15 protein-coding genes are annotated in these 17,755 nt (G+C 61.0%); 11 read left to right on the top strand and 4 right to left on the bottom strand.

Annotated elements, in window-relative coordinates; genetic code table 11:
- Positions 1–75 precede the first annotated feature (75 nt).
- A complete protein-coding gene (locus tag L6D74_RS15640) occupies positions 76–1,884 on the bottom strand; it encodes a cation:proton antiporter (protein ID WP_236189728.1) in 1,809 nt (602 codons plus the stop codon).
- A 107-nt stretch (positions 1,885–1,991) separates the two neighbouring features.
- Here L6D74_RS15640 and xerD point away from each other — a divergent pair, with 107 nt between their 5' ends.
- The 7 genes from xerD (at position 1,992) to L6D74_RS15605 (ending at position 9,139) form a co-directional block, all read left to right on the top strand.
- Positions 1,992–2,888 carry a site-specific tyrosine recombinase XerD gene (xerD, locus tag L6D74_RS15635; protein WP_210711064.1) on the top strand — a complete coding sequence of 299 codons (897 nt, stop codon included), beginning with the start codon at positions 1,992–1,994 and terminating at the stop codon, positions 2,886–2,888.
- 143 nt (positions 2,889–3,031) lie between these two features.
- On the top strand, positions 3,032–3,763 hold the full coding sequence (dsbC, locus tag L6D74_RS15630; protein ID WP_039769559.1) for a bifunctional protein-disulfide isomerase/oxidoreductase DsbC: 732 nt from the start codon (positions 3,032–3,034) through the stop codon (positions 3,761–3,763).
- Positions 3,764–3,895: 132 nt separating this feature from the next.
- A complete protein-coding gene (locus tag L6D74_RS15625; protein ID WP_011332618.1) occupies positions 3,896–5,200 on the top strand; it encodes a homoserine dehydrogenase in 1,305 nt (434 codons plus the stop codon).
- Between the two features lie 66 nt (positions 5,201–5,266).
- Positions 5,267–6,676 carry a threonine synthase gene (thrC, locus tag L6D74_RS15620; protein WP_221398774.1) on the top strand — a complete coding sequence of 470 codons (1,410 nt, stop codon included), beginning with the start codon at positions 5,267–5,269 and terminating at the stop codon, positions 6,674–6,676.
- 119 nt (positions 6,677–6,795) lie between these two features.
- Positions 6,796–8,166, top strand: coding sequence for a transporter substrate-binding domain-containing protein (locus L6D74_RS15615; RefSeq protein WP_064593633.1), 1,371 nt, complete (start codon positions 6,796–6,798; stop codon positions 8,164–8,166).
- 118 nt (positions 8,167–8,284) lie between these two features.
- A complete protein-coding gene (locus tag L6D74_RS15610) occupies positions 8,285–8,692 on the top strand; it encodes a response regulator (RefSeq protein ID WP_236189727.1) in 408 nt (135 codons plus the stop codon).
- A 165-nt stretch (positions 8,693–8,857) separates the two neighbouring features.
- The gene (locus tag L6D74_RS15605) at positions 8,858–9,139 is read left to right on the top strand and encodes a DUF3509 domain-containing protein (protein WP_064382409.1); all 282 of its coding nucleotides are present in this window, start codon (positions 8,858–8,860) and stop codon (positions 9,137–9,139) included.
- Between the two features lie 174 nt (positions 9,140–9,313).
- Here L6D74_RS15605 and L6D74_RS15600 read toward each other — a convergent pair whose 3' ends face one another.
- Both L6D74_RS15600 and L6D74_RS15595 read right to left on the bottom strand, forming a co-directional pair.
- Complete coding sequence (locus tag L6D74_RS15600) at positions 9,314–10,207, bottom strand: TIGR02285 family protein (protein WP_178076181.1); 894 nt, start codon at positions 10,205–10,207, stop codon at positions 9,314–9,316.
- A gap of 13 nt (positions 10,208–10,220) precedes the next feature.
- Complete coding sequence (locus L6D74_RS15595; RefSeq protein ID WP_085611440.1) at positions 10,221–11,420, bottom strand: CaiB/BaiF CoA transferase family protein; 1,200 nt, start codon at positions 11,418–11,420, stop codon at positions 10,221–10,223.
- A 146-nt stretch (positions 11,421–11,566) separates the two neighbouring features.
- On the opposite strand from L6D74_RS15595, the gene L6D74_RS15590 reads away from it, so the two are divergent.
- The 4 genes from L6D74_RS15590 to L6D74_RS15575 all read left to right on the top strand — a co-directional run bounded on the left by L6D74_RS15590 (position 11,567) and on the right by L6D74_RS15575 (position 15,825).
- Positions 11,567–12,109 (top strand): YaeQ family protein, encoded by a 543-nt coding sequence (locus L6D74_RS15590; RefSeq protein ID WP_064593644.1) that lies wholly within the window; start codon positions 11,567–11,569, stop codon positions 12,107–12,109.
- A gap of 54 nt (positions 12,110–12,163) precedes the next feature.
- Complete coding sequence (gene recJ, locus L6D74_RS15585; RefSeq protein ID WP_064593647.1) at positions 12,164–13,873, top strand: single-stranded-DNA-specific exonuclease RecJ; 1,710 nt, start codon at positions 12,164–12,166, stop codon at positions 13,871–13,873.
- A gap of 223 nt (positions 13,874–14,096) precedes the next feature.
- Positions 14,097–15,203 carry an NADH:flavin oxidoreductase/NADH oxidase gene (locus L6D74_RS15580; RefSeq protein ID WP_236189726.1) on the top strand — a complete coding sequence of 369 codons (1,107 nt, stop codon included), beginning with the start codon at positions 14,097–14,099 and terminating at the stop codon, positions 15,201–15,203.
- A gap of 88 nt (positions 15,204–15,291) precedes the next feature.
- Positions 15,292–15,825: a GNAT family N-acetyltransferase gene (locus L6D74_RS15575; protein ID WP_236189725.1), complete on the top strand. Its 534-nt coding sequence runs from the start codon at positions 15,292–15,294 to the stop codon at positions 15,823–15,825.
- 157 nt (positions 15,826–15,982) lie between these two features.
- Here the strand turns inward: L6D74_RS15575 and L6D74_RS15570 are convergent, their stop codons facing one another.
- Positions 15,983–17,611 (bottom strand): glucan biosynthesis protein D, encoded by a 1,629-nt coding sequence (locus L6D74_RS15570; protein WP_236189724.1) that lies wholly within the window; start codon positions 17,609–17,611, stop codon positions 15,983–15,985.
- Between the last annotated feature and the right edge of the window lie 144 nt (positions 17,612–17,755).

Here is a 17,755-nt window from a genome sequence, read left to right as displayed (position 1 = left end):
CGCGTTTTGTGTTGTCCGCTGATGATGTGTTCGACATGGACACTGTGGGAGCGGGCTTACCCGCGATTCGGTCTGTCAGACGCTGACGCTCTCCGGCTGAATCAGCGCCACCAGCGTCCACCCCGGTCCCGGCTTTAGCACGGTTTCCGGCGTCACGACATGTACCCAGCCGCTGTCATCGCGCATGAACAGTAGCGTCGCGCGATTGCCATGCAGCGCACGGTAATTGTCCCAGCCAAACCCGTCCGTCAGCGTCGTGCTGTAAAGATCGGCACCTTGCCCCAGTTGACTGGCGAGTCTGGCGTAAGTCAGCGCCTCGCTCCCCAGTTGATTGCCGCGATGTTCGAGGCTGGCGCGGTGCTTGTCGCTGCGTCGGCTTTCCTGACCGCTGGCCAGCCCGAACAACCGCTGATGGCCAAAGTCATGACGAAAGCGCATGGCCGCCAGCGTATTGAGTTCGCCCGACGGTGACAGCGCCAGCAAATGCCCCAGTCCGACCAGGTCCAGATGCGCATCGGCGTGCTGTGAGGCCGGATTGCCGAAGTAGGTCGGCAAGCCATCCATGCGCGCGGCGCGGATATTTTCCCAGCTTGAATCCGTCAGCAGCACCCGGCTGCCCAGCTGTTGCAGTGACTTGCCGAGCAGGCGCGCAGGCCCGTTCGCCCCGACGATCAGGAAGCCGCTGGGCGCTGGTTCCGCAACTTTCAGCAGCCGGGCCAGTGGCCGGGCTGTCGCACTTTGCAGCACGACGGTGCCGATGATCACGGCGAACGTCAGCGGCACCAGCAACAGCGCGCCTTCATGGCCCGCTTCATCCAGGCGAATCGCAAAGATCGCCGAGACCGCCGCCGCGACAATCCCGCGCGGGGCAATCCAGCACAACAGCGCACGTTCACGCCAACTCAGGCTCGAACCGGCGGTGCTCAGCACCACGTTCAACGGTCGGGCGATCAGCTGAATCACCAGCAACAAGATCAACACCAGCGGCCCGAGACCGATCAACGCGTTCAGATCCAGTCGGGCCGCCAGCAGAATGAACAGCCCGGAAATCAGCAACACGCTGAGGTTTTCCTTGAAGTGCAGGATGTGCCGCACATCCACACCCTTCATGTTCGCCAGCCACATGCCCATCAGTGTCACCGCCAACAGCCCGGATTCGTGCATGGCCTGGTTGGCAGCGATGAATATCCCCAGCACCGCGGCGAGCGATGCCAGATTGTGCAAATACTCCGGTAGCCATTGGCGCCGGATGATCGTGCCGAGCAGCCAGCCACCGGCAACGCCGAACGCACTGCCGCAGACAATCACACCACCGAAGGTCAGCAGACTCTGTTCCAGGCCGTGGCCTTCGGCCCGGGCGATGATGAAGCTGTAGACCACCACCGCGAGCAGCGCGCCGATCGGGTCGATCACAATCCCTTCCCAGCGCAGGATGTTGGCGATCGAAGCCTTCGGCCGCACCACGCGCAGCATCGGCACGATCACGGTCGGCCCGGTAACCAGGGTCAGGCTGCCGAACAGGATCGCCAACAGCCAGTCGAAACCCAGCAGCCAGTGCGTCGCGACCGCAATCACTACCCATGTCGAGAGCGCACCGATTGTGACCAGTCGATGCACGACGCTGCCGATCTCGCGCCATTCCGACAGGTGCAGGGTCAGGCTGCCTTCAAACAGAATCAGTGCCACCGCCAGCGACACCAATGGCATCAGCAACGGGCCGAACATTTCCTGCGGGTCGAGCCAGCCCAGCACGGGGCCCGCCAGAATGCCGGTCAGCAGCAGAAACAGAATCGCCGGCAGCTTCAGGCGCCAGGCGAGCCATTGGCAGCCCAGTGCGGCGGCGCCGATACCCCCGAAAGCCAACAGAATTTGCTGCTCGTTCATTGAAGCTCCCTGTTCCTTGAAATAGCGGGCTATGAAAGACTAGCGGCCATTTCAACCGTTCACTCTTTATTTGCGCGCAGTGCCAAACCTGCGTGTCTTGAGCGCCCATGCCTGCCATCGACCATCCACTGATCGACCAGTTTCTCGACGCCCTCTGGCTGGAAAAAGGTCTCTCCGACAACACTCGCGACGCCTACCGCAGTGATCTCGCGCTGTTCAACGGCTGGTTGCAGGAGAAAGGTCTCGAACTGGTCAATGCCGGTCGCGAACTGATCCTCGATCACCTGGCCTGGCGTCTGGAACAGAACTACAAACCTCGTTCCACCGCGCGATTTCTCTCCGGTGTGCGTGGTTTTTATCGCTATCTGCTGCGGGAAAAACTGATTTCGGTTGATCCGACTTTGCGCGTGGATATGCCGCAACTCGGTCGGCCGCTGCCCAAATCCCTGTCGGAAGCCGACGTCGAAGCGCTGCTGAAGGCGCCGGACTTGAGCGAAGCCATCGGCCAGCGCGATCGCGCCATGCTCGAAGTCTTGTATGCCTGCGGCCTGCGTGTCACCGAGCTGATCAGCCTGACGCTGGAACAGGTCAACCTGCGTCAGGGCGTGTTGCGGGTGATGGGCAAAGGCAGCAAGGAGCGGCTGGTGCCGATGGGCGAGGAGGCGATTGTCTGGGTCGAGCGCTACCTGCGTGACGGTCGCGGCGAGCTGCTCGGCGGTCGCCCGAGCGATGTGCTGTTTCCCAGTCAGCGCGGCGAGCAGATGACTCGCCAGACCTTCTGGCATCGGATCAAGCATCAGGCCAAGGTCGCCGGGATCGGCAAGTCACTGTCGCCGCACACCTTGCGTCACGCGTTTGCCACCCACCTGCTCAACCATGGCGCCGACTTGCGGGTGGTGCAGATGCTGTTGGGCCACAGCGACCTGTCGACCACGCAGATCTACACTCACGTCGCCCGGGCACGTTTGCAGGATCTGCATGCCAAACATCACCCGCGCGGCTGAGCGCCGTTTGTCTTGCGACAGGCGCATTCGGCCACGGGAGCCTTATGTGGTAGGCTTTGCCGGTTTGCACGATGGGCGGTTATGACCCGGTGTTCCGGCACGGGCGTTCTGATCGTTCCATTTGTCCGCCTTCAGGAGTTCTCATGCGTCTGACCCAGATTTTCGCCGCCGCAGCCATTGCGTTGGTCAGCACCTTTGCCGTCGCCGATGACGCGGCCGACAAAGCGATTCGCCAAAGCCTGGAAAACCTCCAGCTCGACGTGCCGGTCGATACCATTACCGCCAGTCCGCTGCCGGGCCTGTACGAAGTCAAGCTCAAGGGCAGTCGCGTGCTCTACGCCAGCGCCGACGGCCAGTACATCGTTCAGGGCTACATGTTCCAGCTCAAGGACGGCAAACCGGTCAACCTGACCGAGAAGACCGAGCGCCTGGGCATTTCCAAACTGATCAATGCGATCCCGGTAGCCGAGACCGTGGTTTACCCGGCCGTGGGTGAAACCAAGTCGCACATCACCGTTTTCACCGACACCACCTGCCCGTACTGCCACAAGCTGCACGCTGAAGTGCCCGAGCTGAACAAGCGTGGCATCGAAGTGCGTTACGTCGCGTTCCCGCGTCAGGGCCTGAATTCGCCGGGTGACGAACAGCTGCAAGCGGTGTGGTGCTCGAAAGACAAGAAAGCGGCCATGGACAAAATGGTCGATGGCAAGGAAATCAAGGCCGCCAAGTGCGATAACCCGGTTTCCAAACAGTTCGCCCTCGGTCAGTCGATCGGCGTGAATGGCACACCGGCCATCGTTTTGGCTGACGGACAAGTCATTCCGGGCTACCAGCCTGCGCCACAAGTCGCCAAACTGGCGCTGGGCGCGAAGTAATTCGCATCGTCACGCTCAGGCGTTGACGAGCGTGGTCCGGCGGCAGGATTGCCGGGCCATCAACAGAGAGCCGCGAACCTGCGGTTGTTTTCACGGCCGGCCTCGCGTCGGCCGTTTTATGGGGAGTTCACAGTGAAACCGGTCAAAGTAGGCATCTGTGGGTTAGGGACCGTCGGTGGCGGAACCTTCAACGTACTTCAGCGCAACGCCGAGGAAATTGCTCGTCGTGCCGGGCGTGGAATCGAAGTGGCACAAATTGCCATGCGCACGCCAAAGCCTCAGTTCCAGACGACCGGTATTGCGATTACCAACGATGTCTTCGAAGTGGCCACGAACCCTGAGATCGACATCGTCATAGAGCTGATGGGCGGCTACACCGTTGCCCGCGAGCTGGTACTCAAGGCCATCGAGAATGGCAAGCATGTGGTCACCGCGAACAAGGCTCTGATTGCCGTTCACGGTAATGAAATTTTCGCCAAGGCACGCGAGAAAGGCGTGATCGTGGCATTTGAAGCGGCGGTAGCCGGCGGCATTCCGGTGATCAAGGCGATCCGTGAAGGCCTGTCCGCCAACCGTATCAACTGGGTCGCCGGGATCATCAACGGCACCGGCAACTTCATCCTCACCGAAATGCGCGAGAAGGGTCGCACCTTCGAAGACGTGCTGGCCGAGGCGCAAGCGCTGGGTTACGCCGAAGCTGATCCGACTTTCGACGTCGAAGGCATCGACGCGGCGCACAAGCTGACGATCCTGGCGTCGATCGCATTCGGTGTTCCGCTGCAGTTCGACAAGGCTTACACCGAAGGCATCACCAAGCTGACCACCGCCGACGTGAATTACGCCGAAGCGCTGGGCTACCGCATCAAGCATCTGGGCGTGGCACGCAGCACCGCCGCCGGTATCGAGCTGCGCGTACACCCGACGCTGATCCCGGCCGATCGCCTGATCGCCAACGTCAACGGTGTGATGAACGCGGTGATGGTCAACGGTGACGCTGCCGGTTCGACCCTGTTCTACGGCGCCGGCGCCGGCATGGAGCCGACCGCTTCGTCGGTGATCGCGGATCTGGTGGACGTGGTTCGCGCCATGACGTCCGATCCGGAAAACCGCGTGCCGCACCTGGCCTTCCAGCCGGACTCGCTGTCGGCCCATCCGATCCTGCCGATCGAAGCCTGCGAAAGCGCCTACTACCTGCGCATTCAGGCCAAGGACCATCCGGGCGTACTCGCTCAGGTGGCGAGCATCCTCTCGGAGCGCGGCATCAACATCGAGTCGATCATGCAGAAGGAAGTCGAGGAACACGACGGCCTGGTGCCGATGATCCTGCTGACCCACCGCGTGCTGGAACAGCACATCAACGACGCTATCGCCGCGCTCGAAGCGCTCGCGGGCGTGGTCGGTCCGGTCGTGCGGATTCGTGTCGAGCACTTGAACTAAGCCGATCTCCTTCACCGGTCCCGCCAGCGGGGCCGGTGTCGTGAACACTGTCCATTGGAGTCAGTCATGCGTTACATCAGTACCCGCGGCCAGGCACCGGCCCTGAATTTCGAAGACGTCCTGCTGGCCGGTCTCGCCACCGACGGCGGTCTGTACGTCCCGGAAAACCTGCCACGTTTCACCCAGGAAGAAATCGCTTCCTGGGCCGGCCTGCCGTATCACGAGCTGGCCTTCCGCGTCATGCGCCCGTTCGTCACCGGCAGCATTCCGGACGCCGATTTCAAAAAGATTCTTGAAGAAACCTACGGTGTGTTCGCCCACAACGCCGTTGCGCCGCTACGTCAGCTGAACGGCAACGAATGGGTGCTGGAGCTGTTCCACGGCCCGACCCTGGCGTTCAAGGACTTCGCCCTGCAACTGCTCGGTCGCTTGCTCGACTACGTGCTGGAAAAGCGCGGCGAGCGCGTGGTGATCGTCGGCGCCACCTCCGGTGACACCGGTTCGGCCGCCATCGAAGGCTGCAAGCACTGCGAAAACGTCGACATCTTCATTCTGCACCCGCACAACCGCGTGTCCGAAGTGCAGCGTCGGCAGATGACCACCATCCTCGGTGAGAACATCCACAACATCGCCATCGAAGGCAACTTCGATGACTGCCAGGAAATGGTCAAGGCCAGCTTCGCCGACCAGAGCTTCCTCAAGGGCACCCGCCTGGTTGCAGTGAACTCGATCAACTGGGCGCGGATCATGGCCCAGATCGTTTACTACTTCCACGCGGCCCTGCAATTGGGCGGCCCGGCGCGTTCGGTGTCGTTCTCGGTGCCGACCGGCAACTTTGGCGACATCTTCGCCGGCTATCTGGCGCGCAACATGGGCCTGCCGATCAACCAGCTGATCGTCGCCACCAACCGCAACGACATCCTGCACCGCTTCATGAGTGGCAACCAGTACGTCAAGGAAACCCTGCACGCCACGCTGTCGCCGTCGATGGACATCATGGTCTCGTCGAACTTCGAACGCCTGCTGTTCGACCTGCACGGTCGCAACGGCGCGGCAATTGCCGGGCTGATGGATTCGTTCAGGCAGGGCGGCGGTTTCAGCGTCGAACAGGAACGCTGGACCGAAGCACGCAAACTGTTCGACTCGCTGGCCGTGGACGATGCGCAAACCTGCGAAACCATCGCCGAAGTCTACGAGCAGACCGGTGAAGTGCTGGATCCGCACACCGCCATTGGCGTGAAAGCCGCGCGCGAATGCCGTCGCAGCCTGGACATCCCGATGGTGATTCTGGGCACGGCGCATCCGGTCAAGTTCCCGGACGCGGTGGAGAAAGCCGGTGTAGGAAAAGCTCTCGAACTACCTGCACATCTTTCTGATTTGTTTGAGAGAGAAGAGCGCTGCACCGTCCTGCCGAATGAGCTGAAAGCCGTGCAGGCCTTTGTCAGTCAGCATGGCAACCGAGGCAAGCCCCTCTAAGCCCGCAAAGCTGTCACATTTTGAAGCCCGTCTCCTGACGGGCTTTCTTGTTTATGCATGCCACACTGCCCGGGTTTCACCCACGAAGGACGGGTGAGTCGATGACGAAGGATGTGGCAATGCGGTTTTTTTCAGGATTGAAACCGGCGCTGTGCTGGTTGTGTGTGTGGGCGATGTTCGGGGTGTCGCAGTGGACCGAAGCGGCCCATCTGGCGAGGCATTCCGATGGGGTGACAACCGTTCAGCCTATCGAGCTGGATGAGCATGAGCGACAGTGGATTCGAGATAACCCCAGAGTGACGGTCGCCTCGGTACAGTACCCGTTGTATCTGTTTCAGGATGAACATGGTCATTGGAGCGGCTTGAACAACGATGTGCTCACGCATATCAGCGCCATGACCGGATTGCAGTTCGTCCATCAGGAGTCGTTTTCCACCGATCACATGCTGGAACGGCTTCAGAGTGGCGTGGCCGATATCAGCACGACCCTGGCGATGAACGACGAGCGCAAGGCATTCCTGGACTTCAGTCACGCGTTCGGCGGAGCCGGCTGGGTATTCGTCGGTCATTCGGGCGAACCGGCGATACAGTCGTTCGAAGCGCTGGCAAAGCGGGTATTGGTCCTGCCGGCCCGGCATGCGCTGGAAGACAGCATTCGACGTGACTACCCGTCGATCCAGATCCGCTCGGTGAAAACGTATGCCGAGGCGCGAGCGCTGGTCGAGAGTGGCGAGGCCTACGCCACCATCGAGAACGAGATCGGGGCTCAGCTGTTTCCCTCGGGCCTGCTCAAGGTCGGCGGTCTGGTGGAGGGAAAATGGGAGGCGGATCATCTGGCGGTACGCAAAGGGCTGCCTGAGCTTGTGAGCATCCTCAACAAGGCATTGGGCGCTTTCTCGGCGGCCGAACTGCGTGCCATGCGCCTGAAATGGCTGGATGGCATTGCTCCCGCTCCGGTTCCCTCGATCGGCTCGCTCCTGATCAAGTGGGGGTGTTGGGCGATGGGGGCGCTTGGGGTGTTCGGGCTATTGCCCTTGCTGTGGAACCGCCGTTTGGCGGCCGAGGTAAAGCAGCGACGGGCGGCTGAAAAGGATCTAAGTGATCAACTGGCTTTCCAACATGCATTGATCGATGCGATGCCCGATCCCGTATTCGTTCGCGATTTGCAGGGGCGGTTGATCATGTGCAATCGCAGTTATGAAGATGCGCTGTCGGTTCGGCTGGAACAGGTACAGGGCCGGATGCTGTTCGAGATCGATGCACTTCCGCAGGCCACGGCACTGATGCTGCACGAAGAATTCATGGCGCAGCTGGGCACTCGTAAAACACGTTTCAGCAAACGGCAGCTGGTGTTCAAGAGCGGCCCCCGTCAGATCTACCAATGGACGGTGCCGTTTTACAGTGCGGATGGAAAACTGCGTGGCCTGCTGGGTGGCTGGACGGACATCACCGAGCGGAGGAAGGAGAGCGGGTGTCAATGTCTGCATTAAAGATGGGAAAAGTCCTATAAACCGCGATTCCTTTTCTGATGGGAGGCTTAGGACGACTGCCCTAGAGTGACAGGCCACTGCGGCGTGAATCCGCGATTGCCGCTCCAGAGGTCGTCCCATGCGCTCGCTCAAGATCCTGATTCTAGAACCCAATCCGTTCCAGCTGATGGCGTTGCACCAGATGCTCAACGCCATCGGTATCTATGATGTGCTGACCGCGCCGTCGCTGGGTTCGGCAAAGCGGTCACTGGAACGTCGCGGAGCGGTCGACATTACCCTGTGCAATCCACAATTACAGAACGGGGACGGGGTGGCGCTGATCCGGCATCTGGCCGACCGGCAGGACGCGCGGGCGATGATTCTGCTGGGGGCCGTGGCACCCAGCCTGCTGCAAGAGCTGGAAACCTTGCTCGGCGAACACGGGATCACCTTGCTGGGCCGCCTGCACACGCCAGTGTCGGCGGTGTTGATGAGGAGTCTGCTGGACACCTACATGACAAGCCACCGGCATTGCGTGGACGCTTGAACCCCCATGGTTATTTTCCTGTCATCTTCACCCTGCATGCTCCGATAGGCCGGTGACGCTCCGGGAGAGGCCGGCGACAAGCAGAACTTTCCTCTCGGGCCGGTGGTCATTTACTGTGAACACGCCCCAGGCACTGTGTTTTCGGACTATTGAGTGGAGATCGAGATGGAAAGTATCAGTCTATTGCTCGGTGAGGCTCTGAGCCCGTATCAAGTGACGTTGACCCCTCGGGGTCGCCATGGCGAATGCCTGGTGACCTTGAAGAACGGCAGCGGCGCGATCGTGGTGGAGCGCGAATTCAATCAGGCGCAATTGAGCGACAAGCGTCAACTGACAGATGTGGTCGACGGTCTGCACCGTGACATCCTGATTGCCGAAGGCCGGCTGGAACCCTGTGTGATCGCCGCGTTGCGAAACGCAGCCCTCGACAAGCACCCGGCCCTCTGAAACTGATTTTTCATTTGTGGGAACCTTCCTGCATCCAGGTCGGTCAGACCCGTTAACAGCAGGAGCAAGCATTGTGCTCCGGTGCTTGTCGCTTGCTGCTACGGGTCTTTGATACAGGCCACGTTTAACCCCGAGTCGTCTCCCCACTTCTCGGGGTTTCTTTTTGCCCGGATTTCACTGCGCGGCTTGTCGCTGGAAGAAAATCCGCGCCTGTTCCAGATAATCCTGACGCCTTTCGGGGTCGAGCCAATCGGCGTAGAGCTGGTTGAGATGATCGTGGGGCAGGGTGCGCAACAGCTGATTGATCTCGGTGATCGCCTGGCGACCCGCCGTGGTGTCGGTGCAGCCGACATGGCCCGACAGGTACTTGCCCGTGCCGCGAATCGGGAAGAACAGCAGTTCGTCCTCGGTGATCTCGGCCTGGCGCGCCTGATAACGGATTTCCGGCCAGTAACCCAGCACCACCTGCAAACGTCCCAGGCGCTGCATCGACAGCAGGCTGCTGAGCGCATCGTTGCCGTAATGGGGCGTCAGCGCGCCGCTCGGTGCCTGATGCAGCAATGTATCGATGTACTCGCCATAACTGCGCTCGGCTACCACGCCGACTTTTCGCTCGCCGTTGGCCAGAAATGCCGACAGGTCGACTTCATCGTCGACCAGAAACGGCTTCAGCACTTCGCGATCTCTCTGACGCACCACCAGGCCATTGCTGACAGCGCGAAACGCGGGAATGGAGAAGGCGATCCATTGTGCCCGCTCCCTGTTCCAGATCAGCGAAGGATCGCAAGCGAAGGGATGTTCATGCAGCATTTGAGTGCCACGGGCGCGATTGACCCGCAGCAAGGTGTGTTCGTATTGCGGCATGCCGGCAATGAGCATTGGCATCAATTGATCGATAACGCCCTGGCCCTTTTTCGGACCCTCGAAGATCGTCAGTGGCGGCAGGTCGCGCAACAGCCAGATCAGCGTCGGTTTGGCCTGCGCCCACGCTGGCAGTACCATCAGGAACAGCAGGCCGAACAACCGCCAGGTCCACCAATGGTGGGCGCGGTTCGAGGCCGAGGGCATCAGGGGCTTCAGCTCAGATGGCTCCGTCTTCGCGCAGCCGGGCGATCTGCTTCTCGTCGTAGCCAAGATCGTGGAGTACCTGCGCATTGTGCTCACCGAGCTGCGGTCCGACCCATTCGGACGTGCCGGGTGTCTCAGAGAGTTTCGGCACGATGCCCGGCATCTTGAAAGGTTTGCCGTCCGGCAATTTGGCGTGGAGGAACATTTCCCGGGCCAGGTATTGCGGATCGTTGAACATGTCTTCGGCACTGAAGATCCGGCTGGCCGGTACTTCGGCCTGATTCAGCAGATCCAGCACGGTTTGCAGCGGCAGCGAATTGACCCAGCGATCGATCACCCCATACAACTCGTCACGACGGCTGTCGCGCCCGTCGTTGCTGGCCAGCGCCGGGTCGTTTGCCAGATCTTCACGGCCGATGATCAGCATGAAGCGCTTGAAGATTGCATCGCCGTTGGCGCCGATCTGCACGTGTTTGCCGTCGGCGCTGGTGTGGATCGAGGACGGGGTGATGCCCGGCATGATGTTGCCGGTACGCTCGCGAATGAAGCCGAACACATCGAACTCCGGCACCATGCTTTCCATCATGGCGAAGATCGCTTCGTACAGCGCCACATCGACCACCTGGCCGAGGCCGCCGTTGACCTCGCGATGACGCAAGGCCATCAAGGCGCCGATCACGCCCCACAGGGCGGCAATCGAGTCGCCGATGGAAATTCCGGTGCGCACCGGCGGGCGGTCTTCGAAACCGGTGATGTAGCGCAGACCGCCCATGGATTCGCCGACCGCACCGAAACCTGGCTGATCCTTCATCGGCCCGGTCTGGCCGAAACCGGACAGGCGCACCATCACCAGTTTCGGGTTCAGCGCGTGCAGGGTTTCCCAGCCCAGGCCGAGTTTTTCCAGCACGCCGGGGCGGAAGTTCTCGATCAGGATGTCGGCTTCACCCAGCAGTTTTTTCAGGATCGCCAGGCCATCGGGGTGTTTGAGGTTCAGTGTCAGGGACTTTTTGTTGCGCGCCTGGACGAACCACCACAACGAAGTCCCCTCATACAGCTTGCGCCATTTGCGCAACGGATCCCCGCCGTCCGGCGACTCGATCTTGATCACTTCGGCGCCGAACTCGCCGCAGATGCGCGAAGCAAACGGCCCGGCAATCAAAGTACCCAATTCAATGACTTTCAGACCGCTGAGCGGTTTGTTGGCGAACGGCATGCGAGATCCTGTAGGACAAGGCTGAGCAGATACAGCGTTTTAACATAGCCGGCTGTCAGTCGCGCAAGGTTGATCGCCATCAATTCGTGGATTGCCTACAGCATCGGTTAGACTTGCCGACTTTCCTCGTATCAAGAAGCCCGTTCATGGCCCAGCCGTCCACTACCTACAAATTCGAACTGAACCTCACCGACCTTGACCGCAGCGTCTACGAGAACGTGAAGCAGACCATCGCCCGCCATCCTTCGGAAACCGAAGAACGCATGACCGTGCGGCTGTTGGCCTACGCGCTCTGGTACAACGAGCAACTGTCGTTCGGGCGTGGTCTGTCGGACGTGGATGAACCTGCGCTGTGGGAAAAGAGCCTGGACGACCGCGTCCTGCACTGGATCGAAGTCGGCCAGCCGGATGCCGATCGCCTGACCTGGTGCTCGCGCCGCACCGAACGCACCAGCCTGCTGGCCTACGGCAGCCTGCGCGTCTGGGAAGGCAAGGTGATTCCGGCGATCAAAAACCTGAAGAACGTCAACATTGCCGCTGTTCCGCAGGAAGTGCTGGAAACCCTGGCCAAGGACATGCCCCGCGTCATCAAGTGGGACGTGATGATCAGCGAAGGCACGATCTTCGTCACCGACGACCGTGGCCAGCACGAAGTCCAGCTCAGCTGGCTGCAAGGCGAGCGCGGTTAATTCCACGTTACTCCCGAAAAATCCCACGTATTCAAGAGAAGCTTCTGTCACCCCATGCGTATCGATCCTCGCCCGTTGCCCGCCACTCTGCCGTTTCTCGGTGAACTGCCACCGCTACTGACCCGCCTGTACGCGGCGCGGGGCGTGCAGTCCGAAGCGGAGCTGGACAAGAGCCTGGCGCGGCTGATTCCGTTCCAGCAGCTCAAAGGGATCGATGCGGCGGTGGACTTGCTGGTGGCGGCGCTGGAGCAGCGTCAGCGGATCCTGATCGTCGGCGACTTCGACGCCGACGGCGCGACGGCCAGCACCGTCGGCGTGCTCGGTTTGCGCCTGCTGGGCGCGGCGCACGTCGATTATCTGGTGCCGAACCGCTTCGAATACGGCTACGGCCTGACCCCGGAAATCGTCGAAGTCGCGATGACCCGCGAGCCGCAACTGTTGATCACCGTCGACAATGGCATTTCCAGCGTTGAAGGTGTCGCGGCCGCGAAGCGCCATGGCCTGAAGGTCTTGATTACTGACCACCACTTGCCTGGCGATGAACTGCCGCAAGCTGATGCGCTGGTCAATCCGAATCAGCCCGGCTGCGAGTTCCCGAGCAAGGCGCTGGCCGGGGTCGGGGTGATTTTCTACGTGTTGATGGCCTTGCGCGCGCGCCTGCGCAGCCTCGGCTGGTACGAGAGCAAGCCACAACCGAACATCGGTGAACTGCTGGATCTGGTGGCGCTGGGCAGCGTTGCCGACGTGGTGCCGCTGGATGCCAACAACCGGATTCTGGTGCACCAGGGGCTGGAGCGAATTCGCGCCGGACGTGCGCGGCCGGGGATCAAGGCGATCCTTGAAGTGGCCAAGCGTGAAGCTTCGCGCATTACCTCTACCGACCTCGGTTTTATCGTCGGCCCGCGTCTGAACGCGGCGGGGCGTCTGGATGACATGAGCCTGGGCATCGAATGCCTGCTGACCCACGACCCTGCGCTGGCCCGGGAAATGGCCGCACAACTGGACGGCATGAATCAGGATCGCAAATCCATCGAGCAAGGCATGCAGCGTGAAGCGCTGGCCCAGCTCAAGGACTTGCCGGTCGAGTCGATGCCGTTCGGATTGTGCCTGTTCGATCCGGAATGGCACCAGGGGGTCATCGGTATCCTGGCTTCGCGGATGAAGGAGCGGTATTTCCGCCCGACCATTGCCTTCGCCGATGCCGGCGACGGCCTGCTCAAGGGCTCGGGCCGTTCGGTGCAGGGCTTTCATATTCGTGATGCGCTGAGCGTGGTCGCGGCGCAGCATCCGGATCTGATCGCCAAGTACGGCGGTCACGCGATGGCGGCTGGCCTGACTTTGCCGCAGGAGAATTTTCCGTTGTTCGCCGAGGCATTTGACGCCGAGGTGCGTAGGCAGCTTCGCGAAGAAGATCTGACCGGGCGCCTGCTGTCGGACGGCACGCTCGCGGTCGAGGAGTTTCATCTGGAACTGGCTCGGGCCCTGCGTCACGCCGGGCCTTGGGGCCAGCATTTCCCGGAGCCGCTGTTCCACGGCGTGTTCCAGTTGGTCGAGCAGCGGGTGGTCGGCGAGCGGCACCTGAAAGTGGTGCTGAAGACCGAATGCGGTTCGGTGAAGCTTGATGGCATCGCCTTCGGCATTGATCGTGATATCTGGCCGAACCCGACAATCAAATGGGTCGAACTGGCGTACAAGCTCGATCTGAACGAGTTTCGCGGCAATGAGACCGTGCAACTGATGATTGCCCACATCGAACCGCGTTGACGCCTTCGCGAGCAAGCTCGCGCAGGCGGACTTACATACACAGAATTACTCTGAACCCTCCCTCATCCCCGGATGTCGACTAGGCTCTAAGCACTGCTTGATTGGCCTTGTGACGTCTTGTCGAATTTTTGCCCGCGGGGGCGGGTGCTGCACCTTTTTCCTGTCACTCGTCGACTTTTCAAACAGAACCCTGGAGCCTGCCCACTGATTTGAGAGGTGCCCCATGAGTCTGCTGCTTGAACCCTTTACCCTTCGCCAACTGACCCTGCCCAACCGCATCGCCGTGTCGCCCATGTGCCAGTACTCCAGCGTCGATGGCCTGGCCAACGACTGGCATCTGGTGCACCTCGGCAGCCGTGCGGTGGGGGGCGCTGGCCTGGTATTCACCGAAGCCACGGCAATCACGGCCGACGGGCGGATCACCGCCGAAGACTTGGGCCTGTGGAACGACGAACAGATCGCACCGTTGCAACGCATCACCCGTTTCATCACCGCCCAAGGCGCAGTGGCCGGCATTCAACTGGCCCACGCCGGGCGCAAGGCCAGCACCCACCGGCCGTGGATCGGCAAGCACGGCAGCGTCAAACCGGAGGACGGTGGCTGGACGCCGGTCGGGCCTTCGCCGATTGCCTTCGACCCGCAACACACTCAGCCGAAACAACTGGATGAAGGGCAGATCGCCCAGGTCATTCAGGACTTCGTGGCCGCAGCCAAACGTGCGCTGACCGCCGGTTTCAGTGTGGTCGAGGTGCATGCGGCGCACGGTTATCTGCTGCACCAGTTTCTGTCGCCGCTGAGTAATCAGCGCCGCGATCAATATGGCGGTTCATTCGATAACCGCATTCGTCTGGTGCTGCAAGTGACCGAAGCGGTGCGCGCCGTGTGGCCGGAAGAACTGCCGGTGTTTGTGCGCCTGTCGGCTACCGACTGGGTCGAGGACGGCTGGAATCCCGATGAAACCGTGGAGCTGGCGCGACGCCTGAAAGCCTTGGGGGCTGATTTGATCGATGTGTCATCGGGCGGCACGGCAGCCAACGCCGAAATCCCCGTGGGTCCGGGATATCAGACGCGCTTCGCCGAACGGGTGCGCAAGGAGTCAGGCATCGCCACCGGGACCGTGGGAATGATTACCGAGCCGGCCCAGGCCGAGCACATCCTGCGAACCTGTCAGGCCGACATCATCTTCCTTGCCCGTGAGCTGCTGCGTGATCCGTACTGGCCGCTGCACGCCGACGATGACCTGGGCGGCCGCAAAGCGGTGTGGCCGGCGCAGTATCAACGTGCGACCCATCGGGATCAGCCGATTCATGAGTCTGATCTGCGGGATTGATCCGACCTGTCGCAGCGCCTATAAAACCCGCCATTGAAAAGGCGGGTTTTTTCTTGCCTATCGTTTGGAATGCAAAGGAATGGATCGCATGTTGATCGAACGAGAGTTGACGGAATCCGACTTGCCGCTGCTGGCGCTGATCGACCGCAGTGAACTGGTCGAGGAATGTTATCGCGTGGAAAACGGTGAGCTGGTTCTGTATCCGGCGCGTTTCGACATGCGCGGGTGGCCCGAAGGGGAGGCGGAGGAGAATGCGCGGGTATTGGAAAAATGCTGGCGCAGCGGCGGTTGGCTACACGGGATTTTCGATGGGGAGACACTGGTGGCAGCGGTGGTTGTGGATAACCGGGTTATTCACAATCAGGGTCTGAACATGCGGCAGTTGAAGTTTCTGCACATCAGCCGTGCCTGGCGTGGGCAGGGAGTTGGCGGGCGATTGTTTGCCCTGGCCTGCGCCCATGGTCGGAGGATCGGCGCCGAGGCGCTGTATGTCTCGGCGACCGAGTCGCGCAATACCGTGGAGTTCTATCAGCGTCAGGGTTGCCGGTTGGTTGATCACCCGGATCCTGAGTTGTTTGATCAAGAGCCCAAAGACATTCATCTGTATTGCCCACTGACCTGACGCAGTGCCTTCCATCCGATGTTGAATATTCTGACGCTTTCGCGAGCAAGCCCGCTCCCACCCTGGCTCCGTGTCGGTCACACGCTGTGTGATCGAACCAGATCCAATGTGGGAGCGGGCTTGTTCGCGAATAGGCCCGGGCAGGCGCCTCAAAACATCAAGGATACTTGCGCTTGTCCGGCGCCGGCGGGAAGTACTGGTACAACCAGGTTTCGCTCAGCGTGCGGTCATTGGTGCGTATGAACAGTCGCAGCTCAACTGGCTCCACGCTGTCATTGGTCGGGTACCAGTCGAACAGGATCCGGTAACCCTTGATGTCATCCAGCACCAGCACGCTGAAGTCCTGCACCTTGCCGTTGGAGCAAGTCACCACCGGTTCGATCCCGGTGCCCTGCGGCAGGCGATCCAGGCCGCCACCGGTGAAGTCCACAGCAAAGCGACGGGCCCAGACCGGAGGGTAATGCTCGCCCGGAGCCCAGCCTTCGACGAAGCCTCCCATACCCGAACGGGTCGCATGCACCCGCGCCAGCGGCGTGCCGACCGGCGGCAGGGCGCTCCAGTAGAGCTTGTAGCCGTAGTTCAGCGAATCGCCGGCGGCTACCGGTTTCTTCGGCGTCCAGAACGCAACGATGTTGTCCAGGGTTTCGCCGGTTGTAGGAATTTCCAGCAGATCGATAGAGCCTTCGCCCCACGCGGTTGTAGGTTCTACCCACAGGCTCGGACGTTTGCTGTACCAGTCGACGGTGTCCTGATAGTTGGCGAATTCGTGGTCGGTCTGCACCAGACCGAACCCTTTCGGATCGGTGTCGGCGAAGGCGTTGAATTGCAGGGTCGCCGGGTTGTTCAGTGGGCGGCAGATCCACTCGCCGTTGCCGCGCCACATGGCCAGACGATCCGAGTCATGGATTTGCGGGTGAATGGTGTCGCACATCCGGCGCTCGTGGGTGCCGCAGCTGAACATGCTGGTCATCGGCGCGATGCCCAGTTGTTCGATGGCGGTGCGGGCATTGATGTGGGCGTCGACTTCCATCACCACGCGCTCGGCCTGGCAATCGATGTCGAAGCGATAGGCGCCGGTCGCGCTCGGCGAGTCGAGCAGGGCGTAGACCACAAAGCGGGTCGCGTTCTGATCCGGGGTTTCGAACCAGAACTTGGTGAAGTCAGGGAATTCTTCGCGTTTCTTGGCGTAGGTGTCGACGGCTAGGCCACGGGCGGAGAGGCCATATTGGCCAGTGGCATCCACCGCGCGGAAGTAGCTGGCGCCGAGGAACGACACCACGTCATGCCGGTCCAGTTCCGGCGCCTTGAACAGCTTGAAGCCGGCAAACCCCAGATCCCCCTTGAGCTGCTGGGTGTCGACCGAAGTGTTTTCATAGTTGAACAGCTGAGGGCGGAAATGCACCTCGCGGGCCGTGCGGGTCTTGGGATCGACGCTGTACATGCGCACCGGCTGACGGAAACCCATGCCGACGTGGAAGAACTGCACATCGAGCTGACCCTTGTTTTCCTTCCACAGCGAATGCTCGCCGTCATAGCGGATCGCATTGAAGTTCTGCGGGGTCATGGTCGCCAGGGTCGGCGGCAGCACCTGTTTGGTGTCCTGATAGGCGCTGCCGGCCAGTTGTTTGGCCTGGCGCTTCAGCGTTTCGAAGTCGAAGGCCTGTGCTTCAACGTCGGCGGCACCGCCAGAGGCGGCCCAGGCGCGTGCGGCGAGCAGGCCGGAGGCGGAAAGGCCAGTGTAAGCCGCAATGGCCATGGACGCTTTGAGCAAATTCCTGCGGTGCATAAATACAACCTGTCGTGGACAATCCCGCGCCGTTCCTGGCACGTACTGGATCAGAAATTACGGTTCGGACAAGCCTTCGGCCAAACGCTACGGACTAGTAACAGATGCCCGCTAGCTTAATCGGTTCGCCGATTTTGCAAAATT

Origin of the sequence: Pseudomonas pharyngis (genome assembly GCF_021602345.1) — a bacterium.
Classification (GTDB): domain Bacteria; phylum Pseudomonadota; class Gammaproteobacteria; order Pseudomonadales; family Pseudomonadaceae; genus Aquipseudomonas; species Aquipseudomonas pharyngis.
The sequence above is the reverse complement of the archived record's forward strand: the minus strand, read 5'-3'. Positions and strand labels throughout refer to the sequence as shown.

Coding starts and splice junctions, on each gene's coding strand:
- L6D74_RS15610 (WP_236189727.1), top strand. CDS start 8,285: ATGCGCTCGCTCAAGATCCTGATTCTAGAACCCAATCCGTTCCAGCTG.
- L6D74_RS15570 (WP_236189724.1), bottom strand. CDS start 17,611: ATGCACCGCAGGAATTTGCTCAAAGCGTCCATGGCCATTGCGGCTTAC.
- recJ (WP_064593647.1), top strand. CDS start 12,164: ATGCGTATCGATCCTCGCCCGTTGCCCGCCACTCTGCCGTTTCTCGGT.
- L6D74_RS15580 (WP_236189726.1), top strand. CDS start 14,097: ATGAGTCTGCTGCTTGAACCCTTTACCCTTCGCCAACTGACCCTGCCC.
- L6D74_RS15590 (WP_064593644.1), top strand. CDS start 11,567: ATGGCCCAGCCGTCCACTACCTACAAATTCGAACTGAACCTCACCGAC.
- thrC (WP_221398774.1), top strand. CDS start 5,267: ATGCGTTACATCAGTACCCGCGGCCAGGCACCGGCCCTGAATTTCGAA.
- L6D74_RS15605 (WP_064382409.1), top strand. CDS start 8,858: ATGGAAAGTATCAGTCTATTGCTCGGTGAGGCTCTGAGCCCGTATCAA.
- L6D74_RS15595 (WP_085611440.1), bottom strand. CDS start 11,420: ATGCCGTTCGCCAACAAACCGCTCAGCGGTCTGAAAGTCATTGAATTG.
- L6D74_RS15640 (WP_236189728.1), bottom strand. CDS start 1,884: ATGAACGAGCAGCAAATTCTGTTGGCTTTCGGGGGTATCGGCGCCGCC.
- xerD (WP_210711064.1), top strand. CDS start 1,992: ATGCCTGCCATCGACCATCCACTGATCGACCAGTTTCTCGACGCCCTC.
- L6D74_RS15615 (WP_064593633.1), top strand. CDS start 6,796: ATGCGGTTTTTTTCAGGATTGAAACCGGCGCTGTGCTGGTTGTGTGTG.
- dsbC (WP_039769559.1), top strand. CDS start 3,032: ATGCGTCTGACCCAGATTTTCGCCGCCGCAGCCATTGCGTTGGTCAGC.
- L6D74_RS15600 (WP_178076181.1), bottom strand. CDS start 10,207: ATGCCCTCGGCCTCGAACCGCGCCCACCATTGGTGGACCTGGCGGTTG.
- L6D74_RS15575 (WP_236189725.1), top strand. CDS start 15,292: ATGTTGATCGAACGAGAGTTGACGGAATCCGACTTGCCGCTGCTGGCG.